This window comes from Streptomyces sp. NPDC025833 (genome assembly GCF_055558055.1).
This window is the reverse complement of the sequence record NZ_JBVHNF010000028.1, coordinates 13337-37597: the sequence shown is the minus strand read 5'-3', so window position 1 is coordinate 37597 and position 24261 is coordinate 13337. Positions and strand designations below refer to the sequence as shown.

Here is a 24261-nt window from a genome sequence, read left to right as displayed (position 1 = left end):
GCCGGGCCCGGCCAGGGCCCCTCAGCTCGCCTCTCAACAGCCGGCTGAGCGCCCGCGGTCGACGTCATCCCCGTCGGCACCGCCCCCTGCGACGGAGGGCCGCGGTCAACCCTTTTTCCGCGGACGGGGTAGAGCGGACGGGGAAGACCGGCCCGATGGGGGCACCGTCGGCCCGCTCACCGAGTGGCTGCCCGTGACGGAGTGGGCCGCGGCACCGGCGTTACGGGCCCTCCGATGGTGCCGGACCCGTCCGCGCGGCCGTCAGGGGGTGTCCCCCGAGTAGTGGAAGCGGCAGACCACGCCCGGTCCGGGCGTCCGCGGTTCGCCGGGGCGCGGGTCGTACAGCGACCGGCCGCCGGGGAACTGGCCCAGCTCGGTGGGCAGGGCCGCGCCCTCGTCCACCTCTTCCGGCCGCCGGTCCGTGATGTCCAGCAGCAGCCCGTCCAGCGGCCCGCCCACCAGCGCGGCGTACGTCCGGTGCGGCAGCGGGCCGGGGTCGGGATCGTCGTGGTCTCGGCCGTAGACCCGGCCGCGCAGCAGCTGCTCGTCACCGTTCATGGGGACCAGCGTCCCAGCCGCCACTGACATCGGCCGTGCGCGGCGGGTTCCCGGCCGGTCAGCGGACCACGTCGAAGACCTGCTTCTGCAGGCCGTTGGCGTACGCCTCGTGCTCGACCAGCTCCAGCTTCCGGGCGTCGACGTCCGCGGTGCTGAACAGCCGCTTGCCCGCGCCCAGGAGCAGCGGGAAGACGAGCAGGTGGTAGCGGTCGATCAGGCCGGCGTCGGCGAGGCCGTGGTTCAGCGCGGCGCTGCCGTGGACGATGACCGGGCCGCCCTCGGTCTCCTTCAGCGCGGCGACCTCGTCGAGCGAGCGCAGGATCGTCGTCTCGCCCCAGTTCGGCACCAGGTCGTCCTCGATGAGGGTGGTGGAGACGACGTACTTGGGCATCGCCTTGTAGCCGGCGAAGTCCGCCATGTCGGGCCACACCGGGCTGAACGCCTGGTAGCTGACCCGGCCCAGCAGCATGGCGGTGGCTTCCTCCTGCTCCCGGCCCTTGATCTCGAACGCCTCCGGCAGGAACTCGGTGTGCTTGAAGGTCCAGCCGGAGTTGCGGTATCCGGGCTCGCCGCCCGGCGCCTCCACGACGCCGTCGAGGGAGACGAAGGCGGTGCTGATCAGAGTGCGCATACGGGGGCTCCTGGGCGTCTCGTACCTGGTGGGAGGAGAGTGAGCCGGTCCGCGTGCCGAGCATGCGCGCCGTTCCCGCGCACCGGTCGTGAGTCATGACTGTAGGTGATGCGGAAAGTCATCGGACGGCGCGCCGGACGTCGCGCGACGCCGCCCCCGCTGGAGCTCGGCGGGCTCGTCGCGCTGGAGGCGGCGGCACGCCGGCCCGGGACGGTCCGCTCCCTCGCCCTCTACGAACCCGTCGCGGTGCCCTCCGGCCGCGGCGCACTGGACGCCTTGCGGCAGACGCGCGCGGCGTGGGCGCCGGGGCCGGGCAGCCCGAGGGTCTGGGCGAGGGCTCCGGCCGCCTCCACGAACACCTCGCCGACGTCGAGGACGGCGTGCACCGGGCGGTCGTTCAGCCAGGGCGCGACGGCGCGCAGCAGGGTGTCGAGCGAGGTGTCCCCGACGTGCCGGAGGTCCTCGTCGGCGACGCGGGAGAGCGGGTGCCCCGGGTCCCGGCGGTGCCCGGCCAGCTCGTCGGCGGGTGTCTCGGGGCCGAACACGAACAGCGGGGTGACTCCGCGGCGTTCGGCGGCGTCCAGCAGGCTCGGGTGTTTGGCGACGACGACCAGGTCGGTGATGACGACGACGGCGGGCCGCTGGGTTCCGGCGTCCGCCCCGGGCGGCGCGCCGCTGTCACGGAAGGCAGTCATGGTGTCCCTCTGTCGGGCGCGGGGCGCGGGCGTGCCGCGCCCCGCACGGTGGTGGCTCAGGCGGCGATGTGTTCGGCGGTCACGGCGAGTTCGCGGACCTCGCCGCCCTCCCGGGTGCGCAGGACGACCCTGGGGGCGGGTCCGTCGGGGAAGACCTGGAGGGTGCGCTCCTCGCTCCAGCCGGCCAGGCGGTACTCGTTCTCGCCGAGGTGCACCAGGGCGAAGACGCGGTCGCCGGGCAGGCGCAGGGTCATCCGGTCGCCGTCCGCGGCCAGCGTCGCGGTCTCCCGGGGCAGGTCCGCGGAGAGGGAGGTGTCGGCCTCCCAAAGGTGGAAACCGGCCGGGACGGGGAAGCGGGTGGCGACCCGGCGGCGCTCGTCGGCGGTCTGCGGGCACTCCTGGCGGTTGAAGAGGATCTCGCCGTCGCGGAAGTACGTCTGCCAGTCGTCCGGGAAGAGGACGGCCAGGCCGGGGGTGACGAGGACGTCGATGACCAGGTGCACGCGGGCCTCGGTGCCGGTGTTCTGCACCCGGTGGGTGCGGCTGAAGTCGCGTATAAGTCAAACGTTTGGTTTGTTTTGCAGGAAGCCTAACGTTCGGATTGTTTTTAACGGAAGGGGAAGGGGGTTCCTTGTGACCTACGTTCCTCCCCGCCTTCCGCCACGTCCGGCGGCCCGCGCGGGGCCGGCCGCCGGGCGTGGCGGAAGGGCGCGGCGTCAGGGCAACTGCTCGCGGTACCAGGCGGCATGGGCCGCCAGGCCCGCCGAGAGCCCCACCTCCGGGGCGCAGCCGCCGACGGAGCGCAGCCGGGTCGCGTCGAACCAGTGGTCGACCCCGAACAGGTCCAGGAGGTGGCCGTCGCACCCGGCCGCGGTCAGTTCCTCCCGGGCCCGCGCGAACGGCTGGTCGCCCCGCACGAGCGGGAAGCCCAGGTGACGGTGGGCGGTCGCGACCAGCCGGCGCAGGCTGACCGGCCGCGGCGGGCAGGCGTGGAAGACGCCGGACGCCTGCCCGGGCGGTGTGCTCACCGTCATCCGGACGAGGCTCGTGGCGAGGCTGCCGACCTCGGTGAGCGACAACCGCGCGGAGCCCTGGTCGGGCAGGCCCGAGCGCAGGGCGCCCAGGACGCGCAGCAGGGCCGGCATCACCCAGCGGTCGCCCTCGCCGTAGACGAGGTACGGACGCAGGACCGCGCCGCCCGCGGCGAGCACGAACCGCTCGCCGGACAGGCGGCTGCGGCTGGTGGCCGAGACGGGGGACGGCTCCACCGCGCCCTCGGCCACGTTCCGGAAGGGCCCGTTGCCGTACACGGCCGCCGTGCTGAGCTGGACGAACCGGCCCACGCCCGCCCGCCGCGCCTCGGCCACCAGACGGCGCGTGCCCTCGACGTTCACGGCGACGCACCGCTCCTCGTCCTTCCCTATGTAGGAGGCGAGGTGCAGTACGCAGTCCACGTCGCGGCAGATGCCGCGCAGGGTCGCCGGGTCCGTCAGGTCCGCGTCCACCACCTCGACGCCTCTCCCCCGCGGCGCGGGGCGCCGGTGCGCCAGGAGGCGCACCGGCACGTCCGCGGCCCGCAGGAGCGGGACGACCGTGCCGCCGATGAACCCGGACCCTCCGGTGACCAGGACGCGCGGAGGGTTCACTCGGGACCACTGCCCGACGGGACGGGGGCGCCGTGGACGGTGAGGACGCACTCGTAGGCGACGGCGCCGCACTGCTCGACGGTCACGCTCACCTCGTGCGCACCGCCGCCGGAGGGGGACCGCCGCGCCCGGACCAGGCCGGGGGCGTCGAACTCCACGTAGCGGTGGAAGCGGTTGGTCATCGCGGCCACCCGTACCGCGCCCGGGCCGACGAGGCGGTGCGCCGCCTGCCGCGCGGCTTCGAGCAGCAGCATCCCCGGCACGTGGTCGGTGGGATGGTCGAAGAGGGAGGGGTGGTCCCAGTTGGCCCGCAGCGGCCAGACCTCTTCGCCCGAACCGGCCGCGCCGCTCCCCCGTACCGGCCGGCCGCGCCGCTCCCCCGTACCGGCCGGCCGAGCACCACGTCCGCCTCGACGGCCCGCCCCACTTCGCGCGGGGACAGGGGCGCGGGCCGCTCGGGCAGTTGGGCGGGCACCGTGGCGTGCGCGCCCCGCAGCCGCCGGTGGACGGCGGGCCGCAGGGAGTTGAACGTCATGCGGCCGCGGCCCAGTCGGACCGGCCCGCGGGCGAGTGCGACGTTCATCGTCATCCCCGCGAACCGGCTGCCCTGGTGGCCCACGTCGAACGGCCGGTCGTCGAGGCGGAGGGCGTCCGGATCGAGGTCGATGCTCAGCTCCGTCATCAGCGTCGGGTGGTCATGCGGCAGGTCGTAGCACACGTGGCTGAGGAGGGACGAGGTTTGGCCAATGCTCTCGGCGGCCGGCAGCGGGTCGTGCCGGCGGCCACCGACCGGCCCGTAGAAGCCGTGTCCGCGGGGCCACCGGGCACCCACCGCGAAGCGGCGCGCGCCCAGGCGCTTCCCATCGGTCGGCGGGACTTCGCCGATGGCGCGCCGGTGGACGAGGTCGCGCGGCGCCGACCGCTCGAACGACGGGGGACGCAGGCGTTCGGCGTACACCGGAGGACTGCCGCTGAAAGTGGACGGTGGGGAAAGATCGACCGACATCTCGCACGGCTCCTGTCTACGCTGCTTCCCGAGGGCGGCACCTGGCGCCCACAGGGAGAGCAGATGGTCAAGAACAGCTGTTGAGTCATACAATACCCAACGTACGTTTTGTTTTCAGGGTCTACTGCCGGGGCAGTTTCATGAACCTGACATGTCCGGGAACGAGGACTGACGAACGATGGCGCAACAGGAACGAGCGATCGAGACCAGGAGGAGACTGCTGGTCGGTGCGGCCGAGGTCTTCGACGAGCGGGGCTACGCCGCCGCCAGCATCAACGAGATCCAGGACCGCAGCGGCATCACCAAAGGTGCCATGTACTTCCACTTCCGGTCCAAGGAAGAGATCGCGCTGGGGGTGATGACCGCCCAGACCGAGGTGCCCACGGAGACCCGCGCCCCGTCCCCCTCGCCGCTCCAGCAGGCCATCGACCTCACCCACCTGCTGGCCCACCGGCTGCGGACCGACGTCCTGTTCCGCGCGAGCATACGGCTCACGGTGGAGCGCGGCACGTTCCAGGCCAAGGACTCCGACATGTACGACTGGTGGCTGCAGACCTTCAGTCGTGAACTGGTGCGCGCGCAGGGCGCCGGGGAGCTGCGGGAGGGCACGGTGCCGGAGGACGTGGCCGCGAGCGTGGTCGGCTCGTTCACCGGCCTCCAGATGCTCTCGCACGTCAAGTGCGGTCTGCGCGACCTGCACGAGCGCCTGACCGTCTGGTGGCGGCAGATGCTCCCCGGCATCGCGTCCGAGGAGGCCGCGCGGTCGGCGCTGCCGGCCGGCTCACCGGACCTGGGGCTGTCCGGGGACAAGGGCTGAGCGTCCCGCGCACGGCGGGGCGCACCGCGCCCCCACGGGACGGCGGCCACGCCACGGCCCCCACCCGGAGGACGCCGCGCTCCCCCTCCGGCCCCCGGCCGCACCCCGTACCGAACCGGCGGGCCGGCCACCGACCGGCCCGCCGCGACGGCTGTCAGCAGGTGCTCCGGTACGGGATGCCCGGCAGGTACGTCCGCCAGTCGGCGGCGGACAGACCCGTGCCGGTGCGTCGGCAGACCTCGGCGGACAGGTGCCCGGGCGACAGGTCGTACCTGGTGACAGGGACGTTGGCACCGGCGGCGTAGAGGGTCTCGGCGTCCGGGCCGAAGGCCAGCGCCAGGGGCTGGTCGCCGGGGGCCGGCAGCGCGGACCCGAGCAGCCGCGAGGAGGCGACGTCCCAGATCTGGACGGTGCCGGTGGCCCCGCCGACCGCCAGGGTGCCGCCGTCACGGGAGAAGGCCAGCGCGGCGACCATGCCGACCCGGTCGGCCGCGGCGTCGGAGGCGCGGCCGTCCAGCACCCCGAGGCGCCTGCGGAGCGCGCCGTCCCAGAGGGTGACACGGCCGGCGGTGTCCCCCACGGCGGCGTACCGTCCGTCCGGGCCGAACGCCGCGACCGTGGTCATGTCGTCGCCGAGCAGGCGGTACTCCAGCCCTCCCCCCGCCCCCAGTTCACCGACCACTCCCTCGTCCGTCACCATCCGGTCCCCGCGCGGGCTCAGCGCGAGCCTCTCGCCCAGGGAGCCGAAGACGGCCCCGCTGCTGCCGACGGGCCGGAAGACCGCGCCGGCGCCGCCGGTACTCCGACGAGCCCGGACCGACCGCACGCGTCGGTCCCGGCGCAGGTCCCAGACCTCCGCGGACACCGGGTCCGTAGCGCGGTAGACCACCAGGGTGCGGGCGTGGTCGCCGAGGGCCAGGCCGTTGGCCTCCCGGCCGTCGGCCACCGCGCGCCCTGACCGGGCACCGCCGGCCCGCACCCGGCCCGTCCGCACGTCCCAGACGGTGACCCCCGCCCGTATGGCGGGACCGTCCTCGCTCCAGCCCTGGCCGTAGGCGACGTACCCGCCGTCGGGGCTCAGCGCCACGAGGTCGGCGCACGCCGTGTCGTCCATGCCCTCGGCAGCGGGGCAGGATCGCCCGGGGGCGCGGAAGACGACCCGCCCGGTACCGGTGTCCACGACCTCCAGACGCAGCGCGCCGGGCCGCCCGCGGAGCCGGGCCAGCACCCGCCCGTCCGCCGAGAGCTGTGCCAGGTGGGTCGGCTCGTCCTCCCACCGGGCCGTCAGCGCCCGCCCCAGGGCCAGCGACCGGACCACGGTCCCCGACCCGTTGAGGTAGCGCAGGTCGCCGGTCCCGTGGTCGAGGGCGAGGTCGGCGAGCGACCCCGCCGGCAACCGCTGGGTGAGCACCGGTTCCTCGGGGAGCGACAGGCGCCAGAGGTACAGCGCCCGGGACCCGGTCCCCACCAGGAAGCGCCCGTCCCGGCTGAAGCGCAGGTCGTCCACGTCGTCCGCCTCCAGGGACGGCAGCCTCCGCCCGGTGCGCACGTCCCACCTGCGGACGCCGTCGTCCGCGGGGAGCGCCAGCGTCCGGCCGTCCGGGGAGAAGGCCGGCCGGCCGGAGCCGCAGTCGGCGGTGGGCGTCCGGGGCACCGCGGCCCGGCGCCGGCGCACGGTGTCCCACGTCTCCAGGCCCCGCACGTCGGTGCAGAGCGCCAGGATCCGCCCGTCGGGGCCGAGGGCCCCGGCCTGGAGGGTCTCGTCGCCGTGCTCCCGCACCCGCATGAGACGGCGCCCGTCGCGCAGGTCCCAGACCGAGACCGTGCTGTCGGTCCCCCGGCTCCAGTCCTCCGCGAACAGGTGGTCGCCACCGGGGCCGAAGTAGACGTCCATCGCGTCCACCCCGCCGAGCGTGCGCGTCACCCGGGCGGCCCGCACGTCCCACAGCTTGATCGAACCGTCCGCCGGCACCGCGAGCGTCCGCCCGTCCGGGCTCACCGCGGGGACGCCGCCGGAGTCCATCAGGTGCCCCGGGCCCGGCGCGGAGTGCGTACGGCGGTGGGTGCGCAGGTCCCAGGTCCGGATCCGGTCCGGCGTGACGGACACCACGTACCGGCCGTCCGCCGTGAGCCGCCGCGGCTCGCCGCCGGATTGGTCGTCGGGGCCCGCGTCCGCGCCCGGGACCTGCAGCACGTCCGCCTCCCGCTGCGCCGCGGCCGCGATCAGCGCCGAGCGGGTCTCCGTGGTGTCGGCCAGCCGCCAGGCGGCCACGCTGAGCCGCATCGCGGTGACCGGGTCGGAGAAGCGCATGCTGTCCGCGACCGCCGCGATCCGGCGGGCCTCGGACTCGACGTGCCGGCGGTCGCCGGTGCGGTGCTGCTGCCAGGCGACCGCTCCCGCGACGAGGGCGAGGACGACGAGTACGGCGAGGGCCCCGGCCAGGCCACGGCGCCTGCGGTGCTCGCTGCGGCGGGCCGTGCCGCTCTCGGTGAGGAACGTCCGCTCCAACGGGGTGAGCGAGGACCCGGTGAGCTGTTCCAGGGCCGCGGCCAGCCGGGTGCCGCGGTACAGCGCGCCGGGATCGCGGCCCAGTTCGTCCCAGGCGCGGGCGGCCTCGGTCAACCGCCGGTGCGTGCGCAGTTGTTCGCGTTCCCGCTCGATCCAGCCGTGCAGCCGCGGCCAGGCGGTGATCAGCGCCTCGTGCGCGAGGTCGGCGCGGTCGTGGTCCAGGGTGATCAGCCGGGCCCGGGCCAGCCGGTCCAGCACCAGGCTGACGTCGGCGCAGGCGGCCGGGCCGGTGAAGACCAGTTCCGAGCGGTCGACCGGGCGCCTGGTGTCCGGGGCGCCCTCGCCGGGGGTGATCAGCCGCAGCAGGATCAGCCGGGCCAGCTCGGCGTGGTCCGCGGAGAGCCCGGCGTAGACGTCCTCGGCGGTCCGGGCGATCGCGCCGCGCAGGCCCCCGGCGGCCTCGTACGCCTCCATGGTCAGCGCCCGGCCGCGGCGGCGGCGCCAGGTCTCCCGCAGGACGTGCGACAGCAGCGGCAGACCACCGGGCTCGCCGGCGGTCTCCTCGACGAGGAGCGCGGTCAGGGCGCGTTCGACGATGAGGCCCTCCGCCTGGGCCGGCCTGACGACGGCCTCCCGCAGCTCGGCCGCGTCCATCGGTCCGACCAGCAGACCGGCCCCGCCGAGCGCGTCGGCCAGCCCGCGGTGCTCGGCGCACCGCCCGTGGAAGTCCGCCCGTACGGCGATGACGACCCGCAGCCGGGACCCCGGCGCGCGGGCGGTGAGCAGCAGGTCGATGAAGGCCGCGCGTTCCCCCGGATCCCGGCAGAGGGTGAAGACCTCCTCGAACTGGTCGACCACGATCAGCGTGTCGCCGTCCGGGCCCGGCTCCAGCACCGGGGCGTGGTCGCGGACGGGGTGCTCGCCCGGGGTGATGACCCGGAGGGCGGCCACCTCCCCCGCGGCGCGCAGGGCGGGGATCAGCCCGGCCCGCAGGAGCGAGGACTTCCCGCTCCCGGACGGGCCGGAGAGCGCGGTGAACCTGCGCTCCGCCACCAGGCTCCGCAGGGCGGCCAGGAGCCGGTCCCGGCCGAAGAACCGTGCGTGGTCGCCGGACTCGAACCGGGCGAGGCCCTGGTACGGCGGCTCGGCGCCGTCGTCCGCGGCCGCCGCCGCGTCCCGCACCTGCCGGTCCGCCTCCTGCCAGCGCCGCTCCCACTCCCCGGCGTCACCGCCGCAGGCCCCTGCGTAGGCCAGGGTCACGTGCAGGGAGGGCAGTTGCTCGCCGGCCGCGGCCTGGGACAGCGCGGTCACCGAGTAGTGCGCCCGGCGGGCGAGTTCACGATAGGTGGGGCCGCCCGCCTCCTGCCGGAGCTTGCGCAGCTCGAACGCGAGGCGCTGCACCGGCCCGGCGGCCGGATCGACCGGATTCTCGCTACGGCCCATGCGGCCGGCCCCCGTTCCCCTCGGGCGCCCCGCCCACCGGCGCCCCGCCCGGCCCGCCACCCTAGGGAGCCGCCGGGGCCCGCCGCAAGCGCGTCCCGGGCCCGCGGCCGGGCGGATCCGGATTGTTCAGTACGGCGCCGGGGGGCTGCTGAACAACGCGCCGGCGGCTGAACTCGGTGTCGCGGGCCTCGCCGGAGGGCCGTTCCGCGTCCCGCGGAGACGACACACGACGCCAGGAGAAGGCGACATGACGATCACCAAGAGGGTCACCACCCGCGCCGGAGTACTCATGGCCACGGCCGCGATGGCCCTGGGCGGCCTCGCCACGCACGCCGAGGCCCGCAGCGCGAACATCGGCAGCTGGAACAGCAAGTCCGACTGCAACGCCGCCAGCCCGTACACGTTCTGCCTGTACTACTCGCCCAACGCGAAGAACGCGCCGTACCGGAGCAAGGCGCTGCTGATCGGCGACCTCGGCAGCAAGAAGTTCACCGGCAGCAAGCCGGGCGCCGGCAAGAAGGTCCGCAACAACGCCGCTTCCGCCCAGAACGGCACCGGGTGCAACGTGGGCATCTGGTACTCGCCGCAGTACCGCGGCGACTCCAACTGGCTCGCGCCCTACAAGGGCGGGAACCTGACGAGCTGGATGCGCAACAACGAGGCGTCCATCGCCGTCTCGGACCACACCCGCTGCCCCGGCATCGGCCACTGAACCCGTCCCGGGATCACGCGGTGCCCCGCCCCGGGGCGGGGCACCGCGTCCGCCTTCCGAAGGAAGCCCTCACATGGCGTACCTCCCCGCTCCCGCCGGTGCGCGCCGGACGTGGCGCGCCCCGCTCGCCACCGGCGCGCTGCTGCTGACGGCCCTCACAGCCTGCGCCCCCTCCCCGTCGCCGGGACCGCCCGAGCCGCCCGTCCTGGGCGCGGTCCCCCGGGTCCTCGGGGTCGGCGGCCTCCACCTGCCGGTGGAGCGCTACATGCTGACCCCCCGCCAGTCCGTGGCCCTCGACGAGGCGGACGACGCGGTCGTACGGGCCTGCATGCGGCGGCTGTCCGTGCCGTACCCGCACGCGGTGCGCCCGCCGGCCGGCTCCGGGCCGCGGCGGCAGGCCCTGGACGCGTACACGGTGCTGTACCGGCGCTACGGGCTCACGGATGCCGCCGAGGCCCGGACGTGGGGCTACCACGCCCCCACCGCGGCGGGCGCCGTCCCGGTCCGGTCCGCGGGGCCGAAGCCGCCCTCGCCGGTGGTCCGAGGTGTCCTCACGGGGGTGGACACCTCGGGCTCACCCGTCACCTCCCACGCGGGCCGGGCCATCCCGGGCGGAGGGTGCCTCGGCGAGGCCGAGCGGGTGCTCGGTGCCGCGGGTCCGCAGGGTCCGGGCACCGACCCGGAGGGGATCGTCGCCCGCGTCAAGGCCGACGGTTTCGAACGGTCCATGGCCGATCCCCGGGTGCGCAGGGTGTTCTCGGCCTGGTCGGCGTGCCTGCGCTCCCGGGGCTTCCGGATGGACACGCCCATGGACGAGGTGCCGTCCGCGAACGCCGAGCGGCCGTCCCGGGCGGAGATCGCCCAGGCGCGGGCGGACGTCGCGTGCAAGGCGCGCACCAATCTCGTGGGTGTCTGGTTCGCGGTCGAGTCGGCCTACCAGAACGCGGCGATCGGGCGGTACGGCCCGGAACTGGAGGAGGTGGCGGCGGCCCGCGCGCGGACCGTGCGGGCGATCGACCGGCTGACGCACCGGCTCTCCCCCGGGCGGTCCTGACGAGCCGCGCCGCCCGGAACCGCGAACCGCCCGCCCCGCCCTGCCGGGCTGCTCGCGCCGACGACGGGTCGCCGGGCGCGATCGGCGGAGAGAGATCCGCCGGCGGTCGCACAAAATCTCATCCCGGTGACGCTCCGGAGCCCGGCCGGGGGTGGCCCGGCCGGGGAAACCTTCCGCCCGTCGGCGCGCATGCCGGGCATCGCGTCGGGTAGGCGAACGAACCGGAGGGATCGATTCCACTTTCCCTCCACCGCCGATGACGACCACGAGCCTGGAGGTACCACCGTGAAGAACCTGATGCGACGGGCAGCGACCGCCGGCATCCCCGTGGCGATCGCCGGAGGCGCCCTGCTGGCCGGTGGCGCCCCCGCCCTGGCGGCGTCCCACCAGCAGGCACCGGCGCACGTTCCCGCCCAGGTCACCAAGGCCGTCAGCCACCCCACCGCCCGGCAGCAGCCGTCCGGCGCGCAGGTCGACCCCTGGGTCGTCGGCCAGGTGGCGACCTTCGACCCGGCCGCCGCCCGGCAGCTCGTGGTCTACAACCCCTGGATCAAGGACCAGCTTGCGCAGTTCCCGGCGCACGGGGGCTGAGCCCGCGCACCGCGGCCGAGGCGCGCACCGCGCCCCGCACCGCCGGCCCCCGGGCGGGACCTGCCGGCGATCACGTACGGCCGCTGCCCGGCGGACCTACTCCACCTCGATGCCGTAGTCCCCGACGAGCTGTTCCAGCCCGCCGGTGTACCCCTTGCCGCCGAGGACGAAGTCCCAGTCCCCGGTGGACCTGCGGCGGAACGAGCCGAGCACCAGGGCGGTCTCACCCGGCCGGCCGTCGGAGACCTCCAGCCTGCCCAGCTCGGTCATGCCGGGGTCGAGCAGCCGGATGCACGCGTCCGTGAAGCCGGAGAGGTCGGCGTCCGGGTTGACCTCCGGGTCGACGGCGGCCACCAGGACGAACCGGTCGGCCTCGGCCGGCAGCGCGTCGAAGGAGACGCAGATCGCGGCCTTGTCCGGCGCGGTGGCGGGGAACACGCGCACCACGCCGTCGGGCGTCCGCGGGTTGTTGAAGAAGACGAAGTGATCGTCGCCGAGGACCCGGTCCCCGCGGCAGACGAGGGCGCACACGTCCAGGGCGACGCTCCCCGTCCAGGACATGCCCAGGACGTTGTAGTCGTCGGGCAGCCGGGGTTCGTGGACCGGCGGCGACGGCCGCGTCCCGCTGTCACGGGCCCCGTCGCCCAGGCGGCCGCGGAGACCGTGCCGGTGCAGCAGGTCGACCAGTTCGGTGCCCTGGATCAGCTCCAGCGGCTTGCCGTTCGCGAAGGTGTGCGAGCCGGGGCCGAAGCGTGACGTGGTCACGAGGACGCCCTTGTTGGCGCCCGCGTCCTGCACCGTCCCGTACAGGTCACGGACGGCGGTGGGCGGCACGGTGTTGCGGTAGCGCTTCACCTGCACGACGATCTTGCCGCCCCGGATGGGCGCCGGGTCGAGCGCGTCGACGTCCACCCCGCCGTCGTTCGAGCGCTGCGTGGTGACGGCCTGCATCCCCATGGCCCGGAAGAGATCGGCGACGAGGTTCTCGAAGGCGACCGGATCCATCTCGTACAGGTCGGGTTCCTCGTCGCCGCCGTGCGTGACGACACGGTTCCCGACCTCCTCGGGCCGGCGGCTCGGCCGGACGGGGGTGAGCTGGTCGGGGCGGGCGGTGAGCTGCCCGCGCAGTCCGTCGGCCAGGCAGCTGCCGGCGTCCACCTGTGCGAGGTGCAGCTCGCGGAAGGTCGCACGCGGCGCCATGACGGTGGCCAGGTGGATCCGGCCCGGCCGGCCCGTCGCGGGGTCGTGCCCGTCCACGAACCCGTTCAGCGTGACCGAGTCCAGCGCGCCCTGTTCGTCCGCGGCGAAGAGTTCGTGCAGGACGAGCAGCATGCACTGGGCGAGGACCTCCCGGTACAGGGCCCGGCGTTGGGTCACCGGCCGGGGAGTCTCCTTGTACTGGTCCGCCGCCTGCTGGTACCGCACCGACTTCGTCTCGGGGACGACGTCGTAGGCGGGCAGCTCCCAGTCCAGCACCAGTTGCCCGGCCGCCGGGTCGTAGGCCGCCGTCACCCGGCGGGGGAAACCCTCCGGCCACGCGGTCGACGCGTAGAGAGCGGCGGAGAAGTACTCGACCACGGCGTCCGGGTCGCGCCGCCGCACCCCCTCGTCCAGCTCGGCGACGCCGGCGTTGTGCCGCCGCACCCCGGCCAGTTGGGCATCGGCCCACTGCTGGTACTCCCGCTGGTACGCCGCCAGTTGCTGCCGGCGCCGCTCCTCCGCCGCCCGGGCCGCGTGCCAGTCCCGCTCGAAGCGCGCCCGAGCCTCGGCCTGCGCGCGGCGGCCTGCGGTCCACCCGCCCTGCGCCTGGTAGTGCGCGGGGTCCGGCATGGGCACGGGCTGCGCCAGCGGCCCGGGGGCGAACGGCTGGACCTCTTCCGGGTGCATGAGGGAGGAGGCCCGGAAGGCCGGGGCCCGGCAGCCCGCGGCGAGGAGACCTTGCAGCGACGCGACCCGCGCGTCCAGTTCCTCGGTGCGCCGCGCCGCCTCCGCCTGCATGTACTCGCGGTGGCTCTGGGCAGCTCGCCGCTGCCGGGCGCGCGCCTGCTGCGCTTCCTGCCGCCGTCGCCGTTCGTCGGCCTCCACCTGGCGTTGCTGCTGGCGCTGCATCTCAGCCCAGACGCCGACCGAACCGTTGGAACGACGACTCATGCGGTGCGTGCCCTCCCCGAGGCGCTTCGGTTGTCCCCACAACCGGTTGTGACGGAACACTCTATCCAGCGCCCGCCGGCTCGCCTATCCGCGCGGCGGGAGCGACCTGCCCGGCCGTCCCCGGTGGGGGGGCCGCCCGGGGCGGGGCGCGGACGGTCCGCCGGGTAGCGTCTTGACCCTCACACCGTGTCAGGCGGTCGACTCGGAGACATCATGTTCACCATCGGAGACTTCGCCCGGCACGGCCGCGTCTCGGTCCGGATGCTGCGTCATTACGACGCGACCGGCCTGCTGCGCCCGGCCCACGTCGACCCGTCGAGCGGGTACCGCTACTACACCGCGGCCCAGCTCGCCCGCCTCAACCGGATCATCGCGCTCAAGGACCTCGGTTTCACCCTCCAGCAGGTGGGCGACATCGTGGACGACAGGGCGGAGCCCGCGGAACTGCGCGGCATGCTCCGGCTGCGGCGAGCCGAACTGCGGGCGGCCGTGACCGCCGCGGAGGCACGGCTGGTCCAGGTCGAGGCGAGGCTCCGAGCGATCGAGAGCGAGGGGCACATGCCCACCCACGACGTCGTCCTCAAGCACGTCCCCGCCGTCCGGGTCGCGGAGCTGACCGCGACCGCCGCCGGCTTCGACCCCGGGGACATCGGCCCGGTCGTCGGGCCCCTCTACACCGAGCTGTTCGCCCGCCTGGAGGCGGAGGGCATCGCCCCCACCGGTCCCGGCATCGCGTACTACGAGGACGCCCCCGAAGGCGGCGGGCGGATCACCGTCCACGCCGCCGTCCAGGTCGCCGCCCCGCCCCGGGACGGATCCCTGCACATCCACGACCTGCCCGGCTTCGGCCGGGCGGCGACGATCGTCCACCGCGGCTCCATGGACACCGTGCTCCCCACCGTCCAGACCCTGGCCCGCTGGATCGACGCGGGCGGCTACCGCGCCGAGGGCTACCCCCGCGAGGTCAGCCTGGAATGCCCCGACGACCGCGACGACTGGGTGACCGAACTCCAGACACCGGTGACACCCGCCTGACCGGCCGCCCCCTCATGGGCACCCCTGCCGCAGACCGGGCAGGGGTGCCGCCGCACAGCGCGGGAGCGTCCCGCGGGTACCGCTCACCACAGGCTCCGGGCGGCGGCCGCGCCCGCGAAGGACAGTCCCAGACCCAGGGCGACCGTCACGAGCAGGTAGCCGGCGGCCCCCGTGATCCGGCGGGCGCTCGTCATGGACAGCAGCTCCTGCGAAAAGGTCGACCAGGTGGACAGGGCGCCGCAGAACCCCGTCGACAGCAGCGCCTGCCCCGGCGCCCCGAGCGCGCCGCCGGTGCCCGCCTCCACGAAGAAGCCCAGCAGCAGGGAGGCGGCCATGTTGGCGAGGAAGGTGCCCCAGTGGAACGCCGACCGCAGAAGCTCGCGTGTCGCCGTGCCGATCAGGTAGCGGGCCGGTGCGCCGACCGCTCCGCCCGCCACGACCAGGAGCCACTCGCCCATCAGGTACCGCCCCGCGGTCCGGGGCCGGGGCGGCGGCGGGTCAGCGCCAGGCGGGCCAGGAGTACGCCGAGGGACACGCCGCCGAGCGCGCCGGCCACGGTCAGGAAGAAGTACCCCATGCCCAGGGCCGCCTGGTCGTTCTCGATCAGCCGCCGGGTGTCGTCCGTGTAGGACGAGAACGTGGTGAAGCCGCCGAGGACGCCCGTGCCCAGCAGGGGGTTGAGCAGCCGGGGCGCCCCGGTGAAGCGCTCCTTGACGGCGACGGTCAGCACCCCCATGAGGAAGCAGCCGACCGCGTTGACCAGCAGGGTCGTCCAGGGGAAGACCGCCGCCCCGGTCCGCCACACCAGGTAGGCGTCGCTGCCGTTGCGCCACACGTGTGAGGCGCCGTAGCGCAGGACCGCGCCTGCCGCGCCGCCCACCGCCACGACGGCGACCACGGGGGCGCGCGAGCCGGCCGTGTGGTCCGGGTGGGGGTGCAGGTGCACATCACGCAGAAGCTGCATATCGTCACATTAAGCAGTGAAACGTTCCATCGACCCGTGCCGGGTGGTGGATCCTGCCGCCCGTCCCGCGTTCGGCCCATCAGCCACGTCCGCGCGAAGGAGCACCCGTTGACTTCCCAGCCCCCGATACCCTCGGCCGCGCCACCGTCGTCCTCTCCGCGGGAGACGCTGCTCGGCGCGGTCCGCGGCGTGGGCCAGGTGGACTTCCAGGCGAGTGTGTGGACGTCACTGGTCATCCTCGCGGCACTGTGGGTGGAGAGCTGGCAGATGGGGCTCTTCGCCGTCATCGGCGCGGTCGTCTCGACCCTCACGGCCCGCCTGCTCGCGGTCGAGCGGGACACGCTGACCCAGGGCCTGATGACCTACTGCGGCGTGCTCGGGGCGATCTCCATGGTGGTGTACCTGGGCAACCACCCGTCGAGCTACGTCCTGGCGGTGTCCGCCGCCGTCATGTGCACCCTGGTCACGGCCGCCCTCACCCACCTGCTCGCACCCTTCGGACTCAAGGCGTTCACCGGGCCGTTCTGCCTGGTCGCCCTCGTCATGGTCCTGGGCGCCCCCTCGTTCGCACGCGTCTGGCACGGAACCCCGCCCAGCGCCGTCACACCGGCCACTCCCACCAGTCCCGTCGTCGGCTGGACCGACCTGTGGCAGGGGTTCTTCTCGAACGTCTCCCAGATCTTCTTCGCCGGAACCTGGTACGTGGGTCTGATCATGCTGGCCGGGCTGTTCCTGGCCGGCTGGAAGGTGGGCCTGTTCGCCGCGGTCGGCAGCGTCGTCGGCCTGCTCACCGCGTGGGCGCTCGGCGCGCCGGCCGTCCTGATCCACGAGGGGATCTACGGCTACAACGCCGTGCTGACGGCCCTCGCGTTCGGCGTCGTCCTGCTGCGGCCGACCGTCTGGAATTACGCGTACACCGTGCTGGCCGCGGCCGCGAGCACCGCGCTGACGGCCTCGCTGTCGGTGTTCTTCACCGCCTTCGGAAGCCACACGTTCACCTGGCCGTTCAACATCACCACCTGGGCGCTGCTGGCGGCCGTCCCCTTCCTCCCGCGCATCACGCGCGCCGACGTGACCTGAAGGCCGCCCCCCGCCCGGGACCTCACGGAGCAGCCACCCGTTCAGCGGAGCACACACCGTTCGTACGAGAAGGAAAGGCGCGGTTCATGAACCTGGCCCCCCGGGAAATCGACAAACTGCTCGTCTACGTGGTGGCCGACCTGGCCCGCAAACGCCGCGAGCGCGGACTCAAGCTCAACTACAGCGAGTCGGTGGCGCTGATCAGCGAGGCCATCCTGGAGGCGGCCAGGGACGGCAGGACCGTCGCCGACTGCATGGAGCTGGGCCGCACCGTCATCGGCGAGGACGAGACCATGCCGGGCGTGCGGGAGATGCTGCCGCTGCTCCAGGTGGAGGCCACCTTCGAGGACGGCAACAAGCTCGTCTCCTGCCACGACCCGGTCGGCGGCTGACCCGTGCCCAGCGGCGAGGTGGTCGCGGTCGCCGGGCACGAGAGCGACGGCGGGCGGGCCCTGCGCGGCCTGCTGCACCCGCGCGTTCCCTGTGTGACCGGCGGACGCGCGCTGGTGCGGTGCGTCGGCGCGCTGCGCGACCGGGGCGAGCCCGTCTGCGTGGTGCCGATGACCCTGGGCAGGGACCCGGAACTGGCCGCCGACGCCGCGCGCGCCCTGCTGGACCTCTCCGCCGGACAGCGCGCCGGGACCGTGCTGGCCGCGCCGTTCGGCACCGCCGACCACCTGGTCGGCTGGCTCCGCGCCGCGGCCACGCGGGTGGCCGACGACACGGCGCTGCTGGTCACCGCGCCGTCGGGCGACCCGTTCGCCGACGCCGACCTCTTCCGGATCGCCCGCCTGGTACGGCAGTACGGCCGGCACCGCACGGTCGAGGTGGCGCTGATCGGCGGGGACCCGGATCCGGCCGAAGGCGTACGGCGCTGCCGTGCCCTCGGTGCGCGGAGCGCCGTCCTGCTGCCCGCCTCCTGGGTGGTCCCCGGCAGCCCGGATCCCGGGTACTGCCGGGTGGGCGGATCGTTGCTCCCGGCCGCCGCGGTGGCGGGTGTTGTGGACGCCCGGGTGCGCGAGGCGTGGGAGCGGCACGAACGGCTGGGCGACGACGGCCTGTCCCGGGGCCTCACCGCGTCCCACGGCCACGGCCACGCGCACGGGCCGGGCGGGCACGCCCACGAGCCCGGCCGGCACGCCGACCCCCGTGGGCAGGGGCGGCACGCCCCCACGTCCGGCCGCGCCCACGGCCCGGAGGAACACCGGTCCCCGCACGGACCCCACGCTCCCCCGGAGCTCGACGGCGGACCCGAAGCACCCCACGACCGGCCCCACGGCCCGCGCGCCGCCGTCCGGGCGGCGCCGTACGACGGACGCACGCACCCCGGTGCCGTCCCGCACGCCCCTCCCCCACACAGGAGCCCACGATGACGCTTCCTCCCCGATACCAGTACGGCGACGGTCCGATCGAGATAAACGCCGGCCGGCGGACGGTCAGGGTCACCGTCCGCAACACCGGCGACCGGGCGGTCCAGGTCGGCTCCGACTACCACTTCTTCGAGGTGAACCCCGCCCTGGACTTCGACCGGGACGTGGCGCTCGGCATGCACCTGAACATCGCCGCCGGCACGGCGGTCCGCTTCGAACCCGGCGGCACCCACGAGGTGGAGCTGTGCGCGTACGCCGGCACCGGCCGCCTCACCGGTTTCAGCGGCCTCCTCAACGGCAGCACCAAGTCGCACCCGGCCCGGGTCGAGGCCGTCGGCCGGGCCCTGCGGCGTGGTTTCCGCGGCGCGGGCCAGGACGACGACGCGCGGCACGAAGGCGGGGACAAGGCGGACCGGAAGAAGGCGGGGCCGGGCAGGTCCGGCGCCGGGAAGGCCGGGAAGGCCGAGAAGAAGGAGTCCCACTGACATGCCCACCCTTTCCCGTGAGCAGTACGCAGCCATGTTCGGCCCGACGGTGGGCGACCGGTTCCGGCTGGCCGACACCAACCTCGTGGTGGAGGTCGAGAGGGACGTCCGCGAGGGGTCCTACGGCGACGAGGTGGTCTACGGCGGCGGCAAGACCATGCGGGACGGCATGGCCTCCGATCCGCAGGCCACCGCCGCGCAGGGCGCCCTCGACCTGGTGATCACCAACGTCGTGGTCATGGACCCGGTGGCCGGCGTGGTCAAGTGCGACATCGGCGTCAAGGACGGCTTCATCGCGGGCATCGGCAAGGCCGGCAACCCGCAGACCCAGGACGCCGTGGACCCCCGCCTCGTCGTCGGCACCGGCACGGAGGTCATCGCCGGGGAGCACCTGATCGCCACCGCCGGTGCCATGGACGCGCACGTGCACCTCATCACCCCCCAGCAGTGCGATCAGGCCCTCAGCAACGGCATCACGACGCTGTTCGGCGGCGGCACCGGGCCGACGGACGGGACCAACGGCACGACCTGCACCCCCGGCCCCTACAACCTCGCCCGGCTCCTGCAGGCCGCCGAGGGCCTGCCGGTCAACCTCGGCATCATGGGCAAGGGCAACGGCAGCCTGCCCGGCGCGCTGGACGAGCAGATCGAGGCCGGCGCCGCCGCCCTGAAGGTCCACGAGGACTGGGGCTCCACCCCCGCCGTCATCGACAACGCGCTGGCCGTCGCCGACCGCCACGACATCCAGATCGCCATCCACACCGACACCCTCAACGAGGGCGGGTTCTTCGAGGACACCCGGTCGGCGATCGACGGCCGTACGATCCACACCTTCCACAGCGAGGGAGCGGGCGGCGGCCACGCCCCCGACATCCTGCGGGTCACCGGCGAGCCCAACGTCCTGCCGTCGTCCACCAATCCCACGCTGCCGTACACCAGGAACTCGGTGGACGAACTGCTGGACATGGTGATGGTCTGCCACCACCTCAGCCACGACATCCCCGAGGACGTGGCCTTCGCCGACAGCAGGGTGCGCGCGGAGACGATCGCCGCCGAGACGGTCCTGCACGACCGGGGCATCATCAGCATGATCTCGTCCGACTCCCAGGCGATGGGCCGGATCGGCGAGTCCGTCACCCGGGCCTTCCAGATCGCGCACGTGTGCAAGGAGGCCTTCGGACCGCTGCCGGAGGACTCCGAGCGCAACGACAACCAGCGCGTCCTGCGCTACCTGGCCAAGGTCACCATCAACCCGGCCATCGCCAGCGGCGTCTCGGACCACATCGGGTCGATCGAGGCCGGCAAGCTGGCGGACATCGTGCTGTGGCCCATCCACTCCTTCGGGGCCAAGCCGAAGATGGTCATCAAGGGCGGCATCGTCTCCTGGGCGCAGATGGGCGACCCCAACGCCTCGCTGCCCACCCCGCAGCCCGTCTACTACCGGCCGTCGTTCGGCCGCTACGGGCGCGCCCTGCAGGCCACGCACGTCACCTTCATGTCACAGGCCGGCGTCGCCGCCGGAGTGCCCGAGCGGCTGGGCCTGGAACGCATGGTGCTGCCGGTGCGCAAGACCCGGACCATCGGCAAGCACAACATGGTGCGCAACGACGTGGTGCCGGACATCGCGGTCGACCCGGAGACGTACAAGGTCACGGTGGACGGCGAGGTGGTGACCATCGACCCGGCCGGGAAACTGCCGCTGAACCAGCTTTTCTTCCTGGCCTGAGCGCATGTACCGCGACGCGGAAGCCGTCCCGGACGACCCCGCCCGGGACGGTGCGCCACCGGACACGGACCTGGAGCACCTCCTCGTCAGCCTCCAGCTGACCGACTCGGCCTTCCCCAGCGGCTTCTACACCCTGTCCCACGGTCTGGAGGGCTACGTCCAGGCAGGGGCCGTCGACCGGGACTCCCTGCCCGCGCTGCTGCACGACCTGCTCAGGAACGGCGTCGGCCCGTCCGACGCCACCGCGCTGGCCCTGGCCCACCGGGCCGCCGGCGCGGGTGACTGGGCGGCGGTGGCCGCGACGGACCGGCGGCTGTACGCCACGAAGCTCAACCGGGAGGTGCGGCAGGCCGCCGTGCGCACCGGGCGGCAGTTGCTGGACCTGGCCGCCGAGGTCTTCGGCGCGGAGGACGTCGCCCGGTACCACCGCGAGGTGACGGCCCGCGGGGCGCCGGGCACGCAGGCCGTCGCCGCCGGGATCGTGTACGCGTCGGCCGGGGTACCCGCGCGGCAGGCCGTCGCCGCCGACCTCTTCGCGTTCTGCGCGAGCTTCGCCGGCGCGGCACTCAGACTGCGGCTGACCGACCACCGCCTGGCCCAGGTCCTGCTGCGGCGGACGGTCCCGGTCATCGCGGAGACCACCCGTGAGGCACTGGACCGCGACCTCGACGACATCGGTGCCACCACGTTCGCCGCGGACGTCATGTCCGCCCGTCACGAGCGGGCCGAGGCCCGCCTGTTCGCCAGCTGACCGTTGCGGTACGGGAGGAAGAGACCATGCGAGACAACGTCCTGCGCGTCGGCATCGGCGGCCCCGTCGGCTCGGGGAAGACCGCCCTCGTCGAGGCACTCGTGCCGGTCCTGATCGAGGGCGGCCGCCGGCCCGGAGTGATCACCAACGACATCTACACCCAGGAGGACGCCCAGCACGTCCGCCGCACGCTCGCCGGCGTCCTGGACGGCGACCGCGTCGTCGGCGTGGAGACGGGCGCCTGCCCGCACACCGCCGTGCGCGACGACCCGACGATGAACCTGGCCGCGGGCGCCGAGATGCTGGAGCGCTGCCCGGACATCGACGTGCTCCTCTACGAGAGCGGTGGCGACAACCTGACCCTCACCTTCAGCCCGGCCCTGGTGGACGTGTTCGTCTTCGTGCTGGACACCGCGGAGGGGGAGAAGATGCCGCGCAAGCGGGGCCCGGGCATCACCGACTCCGACCTGCTCGTCATCAACAAGATCGACATCGCCCGGTACGTGCGGACCGACCTCGGCGTGATGGAGTCCGACGCCCACCGGGTGCGCGGCGACGGACCGGTGGTGCTGACCGACTGTCTGACCGGCAAGGGTGTCGACGAGGTCGCCGCCTTCCTGGAGTCCCGGCGCAAGGCGCTGGTCTGACGTGGCCGGCGTCGCCGACGTGCGGACCGTCCGCGACCGGCTCGCACCGGAGTACTACGAGCCGGCCCGGCTCCCGCCGGAGCTGTCGGCGTTCTCGGCGGCGCCCGATACCCTCGGCCCCGGTTCGCCCGCCAAGGTCGGCGTCCTCGATCTCGGCTTCGCCCGCCGCGGCGACCGTACGGAACTGGTCGAGCGGTACCAGAAGTCACCCCTGGAGATCATGCGCCCGCTGTACGTCGACCCGGCCCTGCCCGGCATGGCGTGCGTCTACGTGATGGCCACCGGCGGGGGCGTCGCCCAGGCGGACCGCTACCGGCTGGACCTGCGGTGCGGGCCGGACACCCAGGTCCTGTGCACCACGCAGGCCGCCACCAAGGTGTACCGGATGGAGCAGGACTACGCGACGCAGCGCGTCCACCTGACCGCGGCCGGCGGCTCCTACGTCGAGTACGTGCCCGATCCGCTGATCCCCTTCGCCGGAGCGCGCTTCCACCAGCACGCGGAGCTGACCGTCGACGAGGACGCCACGCTGGTGTACGCGGAAACGGTCACGGCGGGCCGGATCGCCCGGGGCGAACGGCACGCCTACACCGTGCTCGGCAGCGACCTGGTGATCCGCCGGCCCGACGGGACGGTGCGGGCGGTGGACACCCTGCGGCTGCGGCCGGGGCGGCCGGGCGGGGTGACGGGTCCCGGTGTCTTCGCCGGACACGACCACGTCGCCTCGCTGTTCGTGGTGAGCGGCCGCCGCCGTGCCGCCGAGATCGCCGACGTCCTGCACGACTCCCTGACCGGCCACGAGGTCCTGCACGGGGCGAGCGTCCTGCCGGACGAGTGCGGAGCCTGGGTGCGCGTCCTCGCCCACGAACAGCCCCGCGTCACCCGGGCCGTCCGCGCCGCGTGGTCCGCCGTACGCCTGCTGCTCACCGGTCACCCCGCCCCCGACCTGCGCAAACCGTGAACGCCTTCGCCCGCCGCGACGAGGAGACCCTGCCGTGATCACCGCACCCGCCCCCATGCCCCCCGCCTACGACTCCGGCGACACCGCCTGGATGCTGGCCGCGGCCGCCATGGTGCTGCTGATGACTCCCGCCCTCGCCTTCTTCTACGGCGGCATGGTCCGCACGAAGCACATCCTGGTGATGCTCAAGATGAGCTTCGCCTCGCTGTGCTTCGTGAGCATCCTCTGGTACCTCCTCGGGTACTCGCTCGTCTTCGGCCCGGACGCGGGCGGCGCCGGGTTCATCGGGAACCTCGACCACGCCCTGCTGCGCGGCATCGCCCCGAACACCCTGACCGGCTCCATCCCCACCTACGTGTACGCCACCTTCCAGATGGGCTTCGCCATCGTCACGGTGGCGCTGATCAGCGGATCCATCGCCGGCCGGGCCACGATGCGGGGATGGCTGGTCTTCTCGGTGCTGTGGCTGCTGATCGTGTACGCGCCGATCGCGCACTGGGTCTTCGACGCGGGCAACGGATGGATCACCGCGCACCTGGGCGCGCTGGACTTCGCCGGCGGCCTGCCGGTGGAGCTGAACTCGGGCATCGCCGGGCTGGCCGTCGCGCTGGTCATCCGGGGCCCGGACGACTTCCGGCGCAAGGAACCGCGGCCCAACAACATCCCGCTGGTCATGATCGGTGTGGCCCTGCTGTGGTTCGGCTGGCTGGCCTTCAACGCCGGATCGGCCCTCCGCGACACCGGCACCGCCGCGACCGCGTTCATCAACACCCAGCTCGGCGCGGCCGGCGCGATGGTCACCTGGCCGCTGGTGGAGTACTGGCGGACCCGGCGGGTCACCATGATGGGCGTCGGTTCCGCGGCTGTGGCCGGCATGGTCGCCATCACGCCGGCCTGCGGCGAGATCGATCCCACCGGCGCCCTGGTGACGGGGCTCGTCGCCGGCTGCGTCTGCGCGTTCGCCGTCACCCTGAAGTACCGGCTGAACGTGGACGACACCCTGGACGTCGTCGGGGTGCACGGGGCGGGCGGCCTCGTCGGCCTGATCATGGTCGGCCTGTTCGCCACGTCGAGCGTCAGCGGCAAGCAGGGTGTCTTCTACGGGGGCGGCGGCTCCCTGCTGTGGCGGCAGATCGTCGCCGTTCTCGCCGTGGCCGGCTACTCGTTCGTGCTGACCTGGATCATCGCCAAGGCCGTCGACGTCGTCGTCGGCTTCGCGGAGAAGGAGACGTACTCCGCGGTGCCGGGGGAGGACGAGGAACGCGCCTACGACCTGCGCACCGCCGAACGTCTGGACGCCCTGACGACCGGTGGCCAGGGCCTCGACCGGGAGACGCTGGCCGAGATCCGCCGGCTGCTGCGGGACCACCGGGAGGGATGAGGGGTCCGGCGCCCCGGTCGGTGCGTGTCCGCGGACCGGCCGGGGCCG

At 74.0% G+C, this 24261-nt stretch carries 24 protein-coding genes and 1 pseudogene; 14 read left to right on the top strand and 11 right to left on the bottom strand.

What is annotated here, in order from left to right:
- Positions 1–261: 261 nt before the first annotated feature.
- The 7 genes and pseudogenes from ACZ4K2_RS34585 to ACZ4K2_RS34555 form a co-directional block, all read right to left on the bottom strand.
- Complete coding sequence (locus ACZ4K2_RS34585; protein WP_467480224.1) at positions 262–558, bottom strand: hypothetical protein; 297 nt, start codon at positions 556–558, stop codon at positions 262–264.
- Positions 559–616: 58 nt separating this feature from the next.
- Positions 617–1189 carry a dihydrofolate reductase family protein gene (locus tag ACZ4K2_RS34580; protein ID WP_467480226.1) on the bottom strand — a complete coding sequence of 191 codons (573 nt, stop codon included), beginning with the start codon at positions 1187–1189 and terminating at the stop codon, positions 617–619.
- A 230-nt stretch (positions 1190–1419) separates the two neighbouring features.
- Complete coding sequence (locus ACZ4K2_RS34575) at positions 1420–1884, bottom strand: hypothetical protein (RefSeq protein WP_467480229.1); 465 nt, start codon at positions 1882–1884, stop codon at positions 1420–1422.
- 56 nt (positions 1885–1940) lie between these two features.
- Positions 1941–2414, bottom strand: a complete 474-nt coding sequence (locus ACZ4K2_RS34570) for a hypothetical protein (RefSeq protein WP_467480230.1) — start codon at positions 2412–2414, stop codon at positions 1941–1943.
- Positions 2415–2600: 186 nt separating this feature from the next.
- On the bottom strand, positions 2601–3530 hold the full coding sequence (locus ACZ4K2_RS34565) for an NAD-dependent epimerase/dehydratase family protein (protein ID WP_467480232.1): 930 nt from the start codon (positions 3528–3530) through the stop codon (positions 2601–2603).
- The gene (locus ACZ4K2_RS34560; protein ID WP_467480302.1) at positions 3527–3844 is read right to left on the bottom strand and encodes an AfsA-related hotdog domain-containing protein; all 318 of its coding nucleotides are present in this window, start codon (positions 3842–3844) and stop codon (positions 3527–3529) included. The genes ACZ4K2_RS34565 and ACZ4K2_RS34560 overlap by 4 nt, the downstream gene beginning before the upstream one ends.
- 224 nt (positions 3845–4068) lie before the next feature.
- Positions 4069–4536 (bottom strand): annotated as a pseudogene (locus tag ACZ4K2_RS34555) (AfsA-related hotdog domain-containing protein); the annotation flags it as partial.
- A gap of 178 nt (positions 4537–4714) precedes the next feature.
- Between ACZ4K2_RS34555 and ACZ4K2_RS34550 the strand changes: the two are divergent.
- Positions 4715–5353, top strand: a complete 639-nt coding sequence (locus tag ACZ4K2_RS34550) for a ScbR family autoregulator-binding transcription factor (RefSeq protein WP_467480234.1) — start codon at positions 4715–4717, stop codon at positions 5351–5353.
- A gap of 154 nt (positions 5354–5507) precedes the next feature.
- On the opposite strand, the gene ACZ4K2_RS34545 is transcribed toward ACZ4K2_RS34550, so the two are convergent.
- The gene (locus ACZ4K2_RS34545; protein WP_467480236.1) at positions 5508–9305 is read right to left on the bottom strand and encodes an nSTAND1 domain-containing NTPase; all 3798 of its coding nucleotides are present in this window, start codon (positions 9303–9305) and stop codon (positions 5508–5510) included.
- Between the two features lie 247 nt (positions 9306–9552).
- Here ACZ4K2_RS34545 and ACZ4K2_RS34540 point away from each other — a divergent pair, with 247 nt between their 5' ends.
- The 3 genes from ACZ4K2_RS34540 (at position 9553) to ACZ4K2_RS34530 (ending at position 11662) form a co-directional block, all read left to right on the top strand.
- On the top strand, positions 9553–10017 hold the full coding sequence (locus ACZ4K2_RS34540) for a hypothetical protein (RefSeq protein WP_467480238.1): 465 nt from the start codon (positions 9553–9555) through the stop codon (positions 10015–10017).
- Between the two features lie 73 nt (positions 10018–10090).
- On the top strand, positions 10091–11071 hold the full coding sequence (locus ACZ4K2_RS34535) for a hypothetical protein (protein ID WP_467480240.1): 981 nt from the start codon (positions 10091–10093) through the stop codon (positions 11069–11071).
- A gap of 297 nt (positions 11072–11368) precedes the next feature.
- Positions 11369–11662, top strand: a complete 294-nt coding sequence (locus tag ACZ4K2_RS34530; protein ID WP_467480242.1) for a hypothetical protein — start codon at positions 11369–11371, stop codon at positions 11660–11662.
- Between the two features lie 96 nt (positions 11663–11758).
- Here ACZ4K2_RS34530 and ACZ4K2_RS34525 read toward each other — a convergent pair whose 3' ends face one another.
- Positions 11759–13813, bottom strand: coding sequence for a restriction endonuclease (locus ACZ4K2_RS34525; RefSeq protein ID WP_467480245.1), 2055 nt, complete (start codon positions 13811–13813; stop codon positions 11759–11761).
- 213 nt (positions 13814–14026) lie between these two features.
- On the opposite strand from ACZ4K2_RS34525, the gene ACZ4K2_RS34520 reads away from it, so the two are divergent.
- Positions 14027–14848 carry a MerR family transcriptional regulator gene (locus ACZ4K2_RS34520; protein ID WP_467480247.1) on the top strand — a complete coding sequence of 274 codons (822 nt, stop codon included), beginning with the start codon at positions 14027–14029 and terminating at the stop codon, positions 14846–14848.
- An 83-nt stretch (positions 14849–14931) separates the two neighbouring features.
- Here the strand turns inward: ACZ4K2_RS34520 and ACZ4K2_RS34515 are convergent, their stop codons facing one another.
- Positions 14932–15306, bottom strand: coding sequence for a fluoride efflux transporter FluC (locus ACZ4K2_RS34515; protein WP_467480249.1), 375 nt, complete (start codon positions 15304–15306; stop codon positions 14932–14934).
- A complete protein-coding gene (locus ACZ4K2_RS34510) occupies positions 15306–15812 on the bottom strand; it encodes a fluoride efflux transporter FluC (RefSeq protein ID WP_467480251.1) in 507 nt (168 codons plus the stop codon). The genes ACZ4K2_RS34515 and ACZ4K2_RS34510 overlap by 1 nt, the downstream gene beginning before the upstream one ends.
- 108 nt (positions 15813–15920) lie before the next feature.
- Here ACZ4K2_RS34510 and ACZ4K2_RS34505 point away from each other — a divergent pair, with 108 nt between their 5' ends.
- The 9 genes from ACZ4K2_RS34505 (at position 15921) to ACZ4K2_RS34465 (ending at position 24213) form a co-directional block, all read left to right on the top strand.
- Positions 15921–16892: an urea transporter gene (locus ACZ4K2_RS34505; RefSeq protein ID WP_467480252.1), complete on the top strand. Its 972-nt coding sequence runs from the start codon at positions 15921–15923 to the stop codon at positions 16890–16892.
- 86 nt (positions 16893–16978) lie between these two features.
- The gene (locus tag ACZ4K2_RS34500) at positions 16979–17284 is read left to right on the top strand and encodes an urease subunit gamma (RefSeq protein ID WP_467480254.1); all 306 of its coding nucleotides are present in this window, start codon (positions 16979–16981) and stop codon (positions 17282–17284) included.
- Between the two features lie 3 nt (positions 17285–17287).
- Positions 17288–18265, top strand: coding sequence for a sirohydrochlorin chelatase (locus ACZ4K2_RS34495; RefSeq protein ID WP_467480257.1), 978 nt, complete (start codon positions 17288–17290; stop codon positions 18263–18265).
- The gene (locus tag ACZ4K2_RS34490; RefSeq protein ID WP_467480259.1) at positions 18262–18747 is read left to right on the top strand and encodes an urease subunit beta; all 486 of its coding nucleotides are present in this window, start codon (positions 18262–18264) and stop codon (positions 18745–18747) included. The genes ACZ4K2_RS34495 and ACZ4K2_RS34490 overlap by 4 nt, the downstream gene beginning before the upstream one ends.
- A gap of 1 nt (position 18748) precedes the next feature.
- Entirely contained in the window at positions 18749–20473 is a 1725-nt protein-coding gene (ureC, locus tag ACZ4K2_RS34485) for an urease subunit alpha (RefSeq protein ID WP_467480261.1), read from the top strand.
- A 4-nt stretch (positions 20474–20477) separates the two neighbouring features.
- Complete coding sequence (locus ACZ4K2_RS34480; protein WP_467480263.1) at positions 20478–21224, top strand: urease accessory protein UreF; 747 nt, start codon at positions 20478–20480, stop codon at positions 21222–21224.
- Positions 21225–21250: 26 nt separating this feature from the next.
- Entirely contained in the window at positions 21251–21871 is a 621-nt protein-coding gene (gene ureG, locus ACZ4K2_RS34475) for an urease accessory protein UreG (protein ID WP_467480265.1), read from the top strand.
- Between the two features lies 1 nt (position 21872).
- Positions 21873–22832, top strand: a complete 960-nt coding sequence (locus ACZ4K2_RS34470) for an urease accessory protein UreD (protein WP_467480267.1) — start codon at positions 21873–21875, stop codon at positions 22830–22832.
- A gap of 34 nt (positions 22833–22866) precedes the next feature.
- A complete protein-coding gene (locus ACZ4K2_RS34465) occupies positions 22867–24213 on the top strand; it encodes an ammonium transporter (protein ID WP_467480269.1) in 1347 nt (448 codons plus the stop codon).
- The last annotated feature ends 48 nt before the right edge of the window (positions 24214–24261 follow it).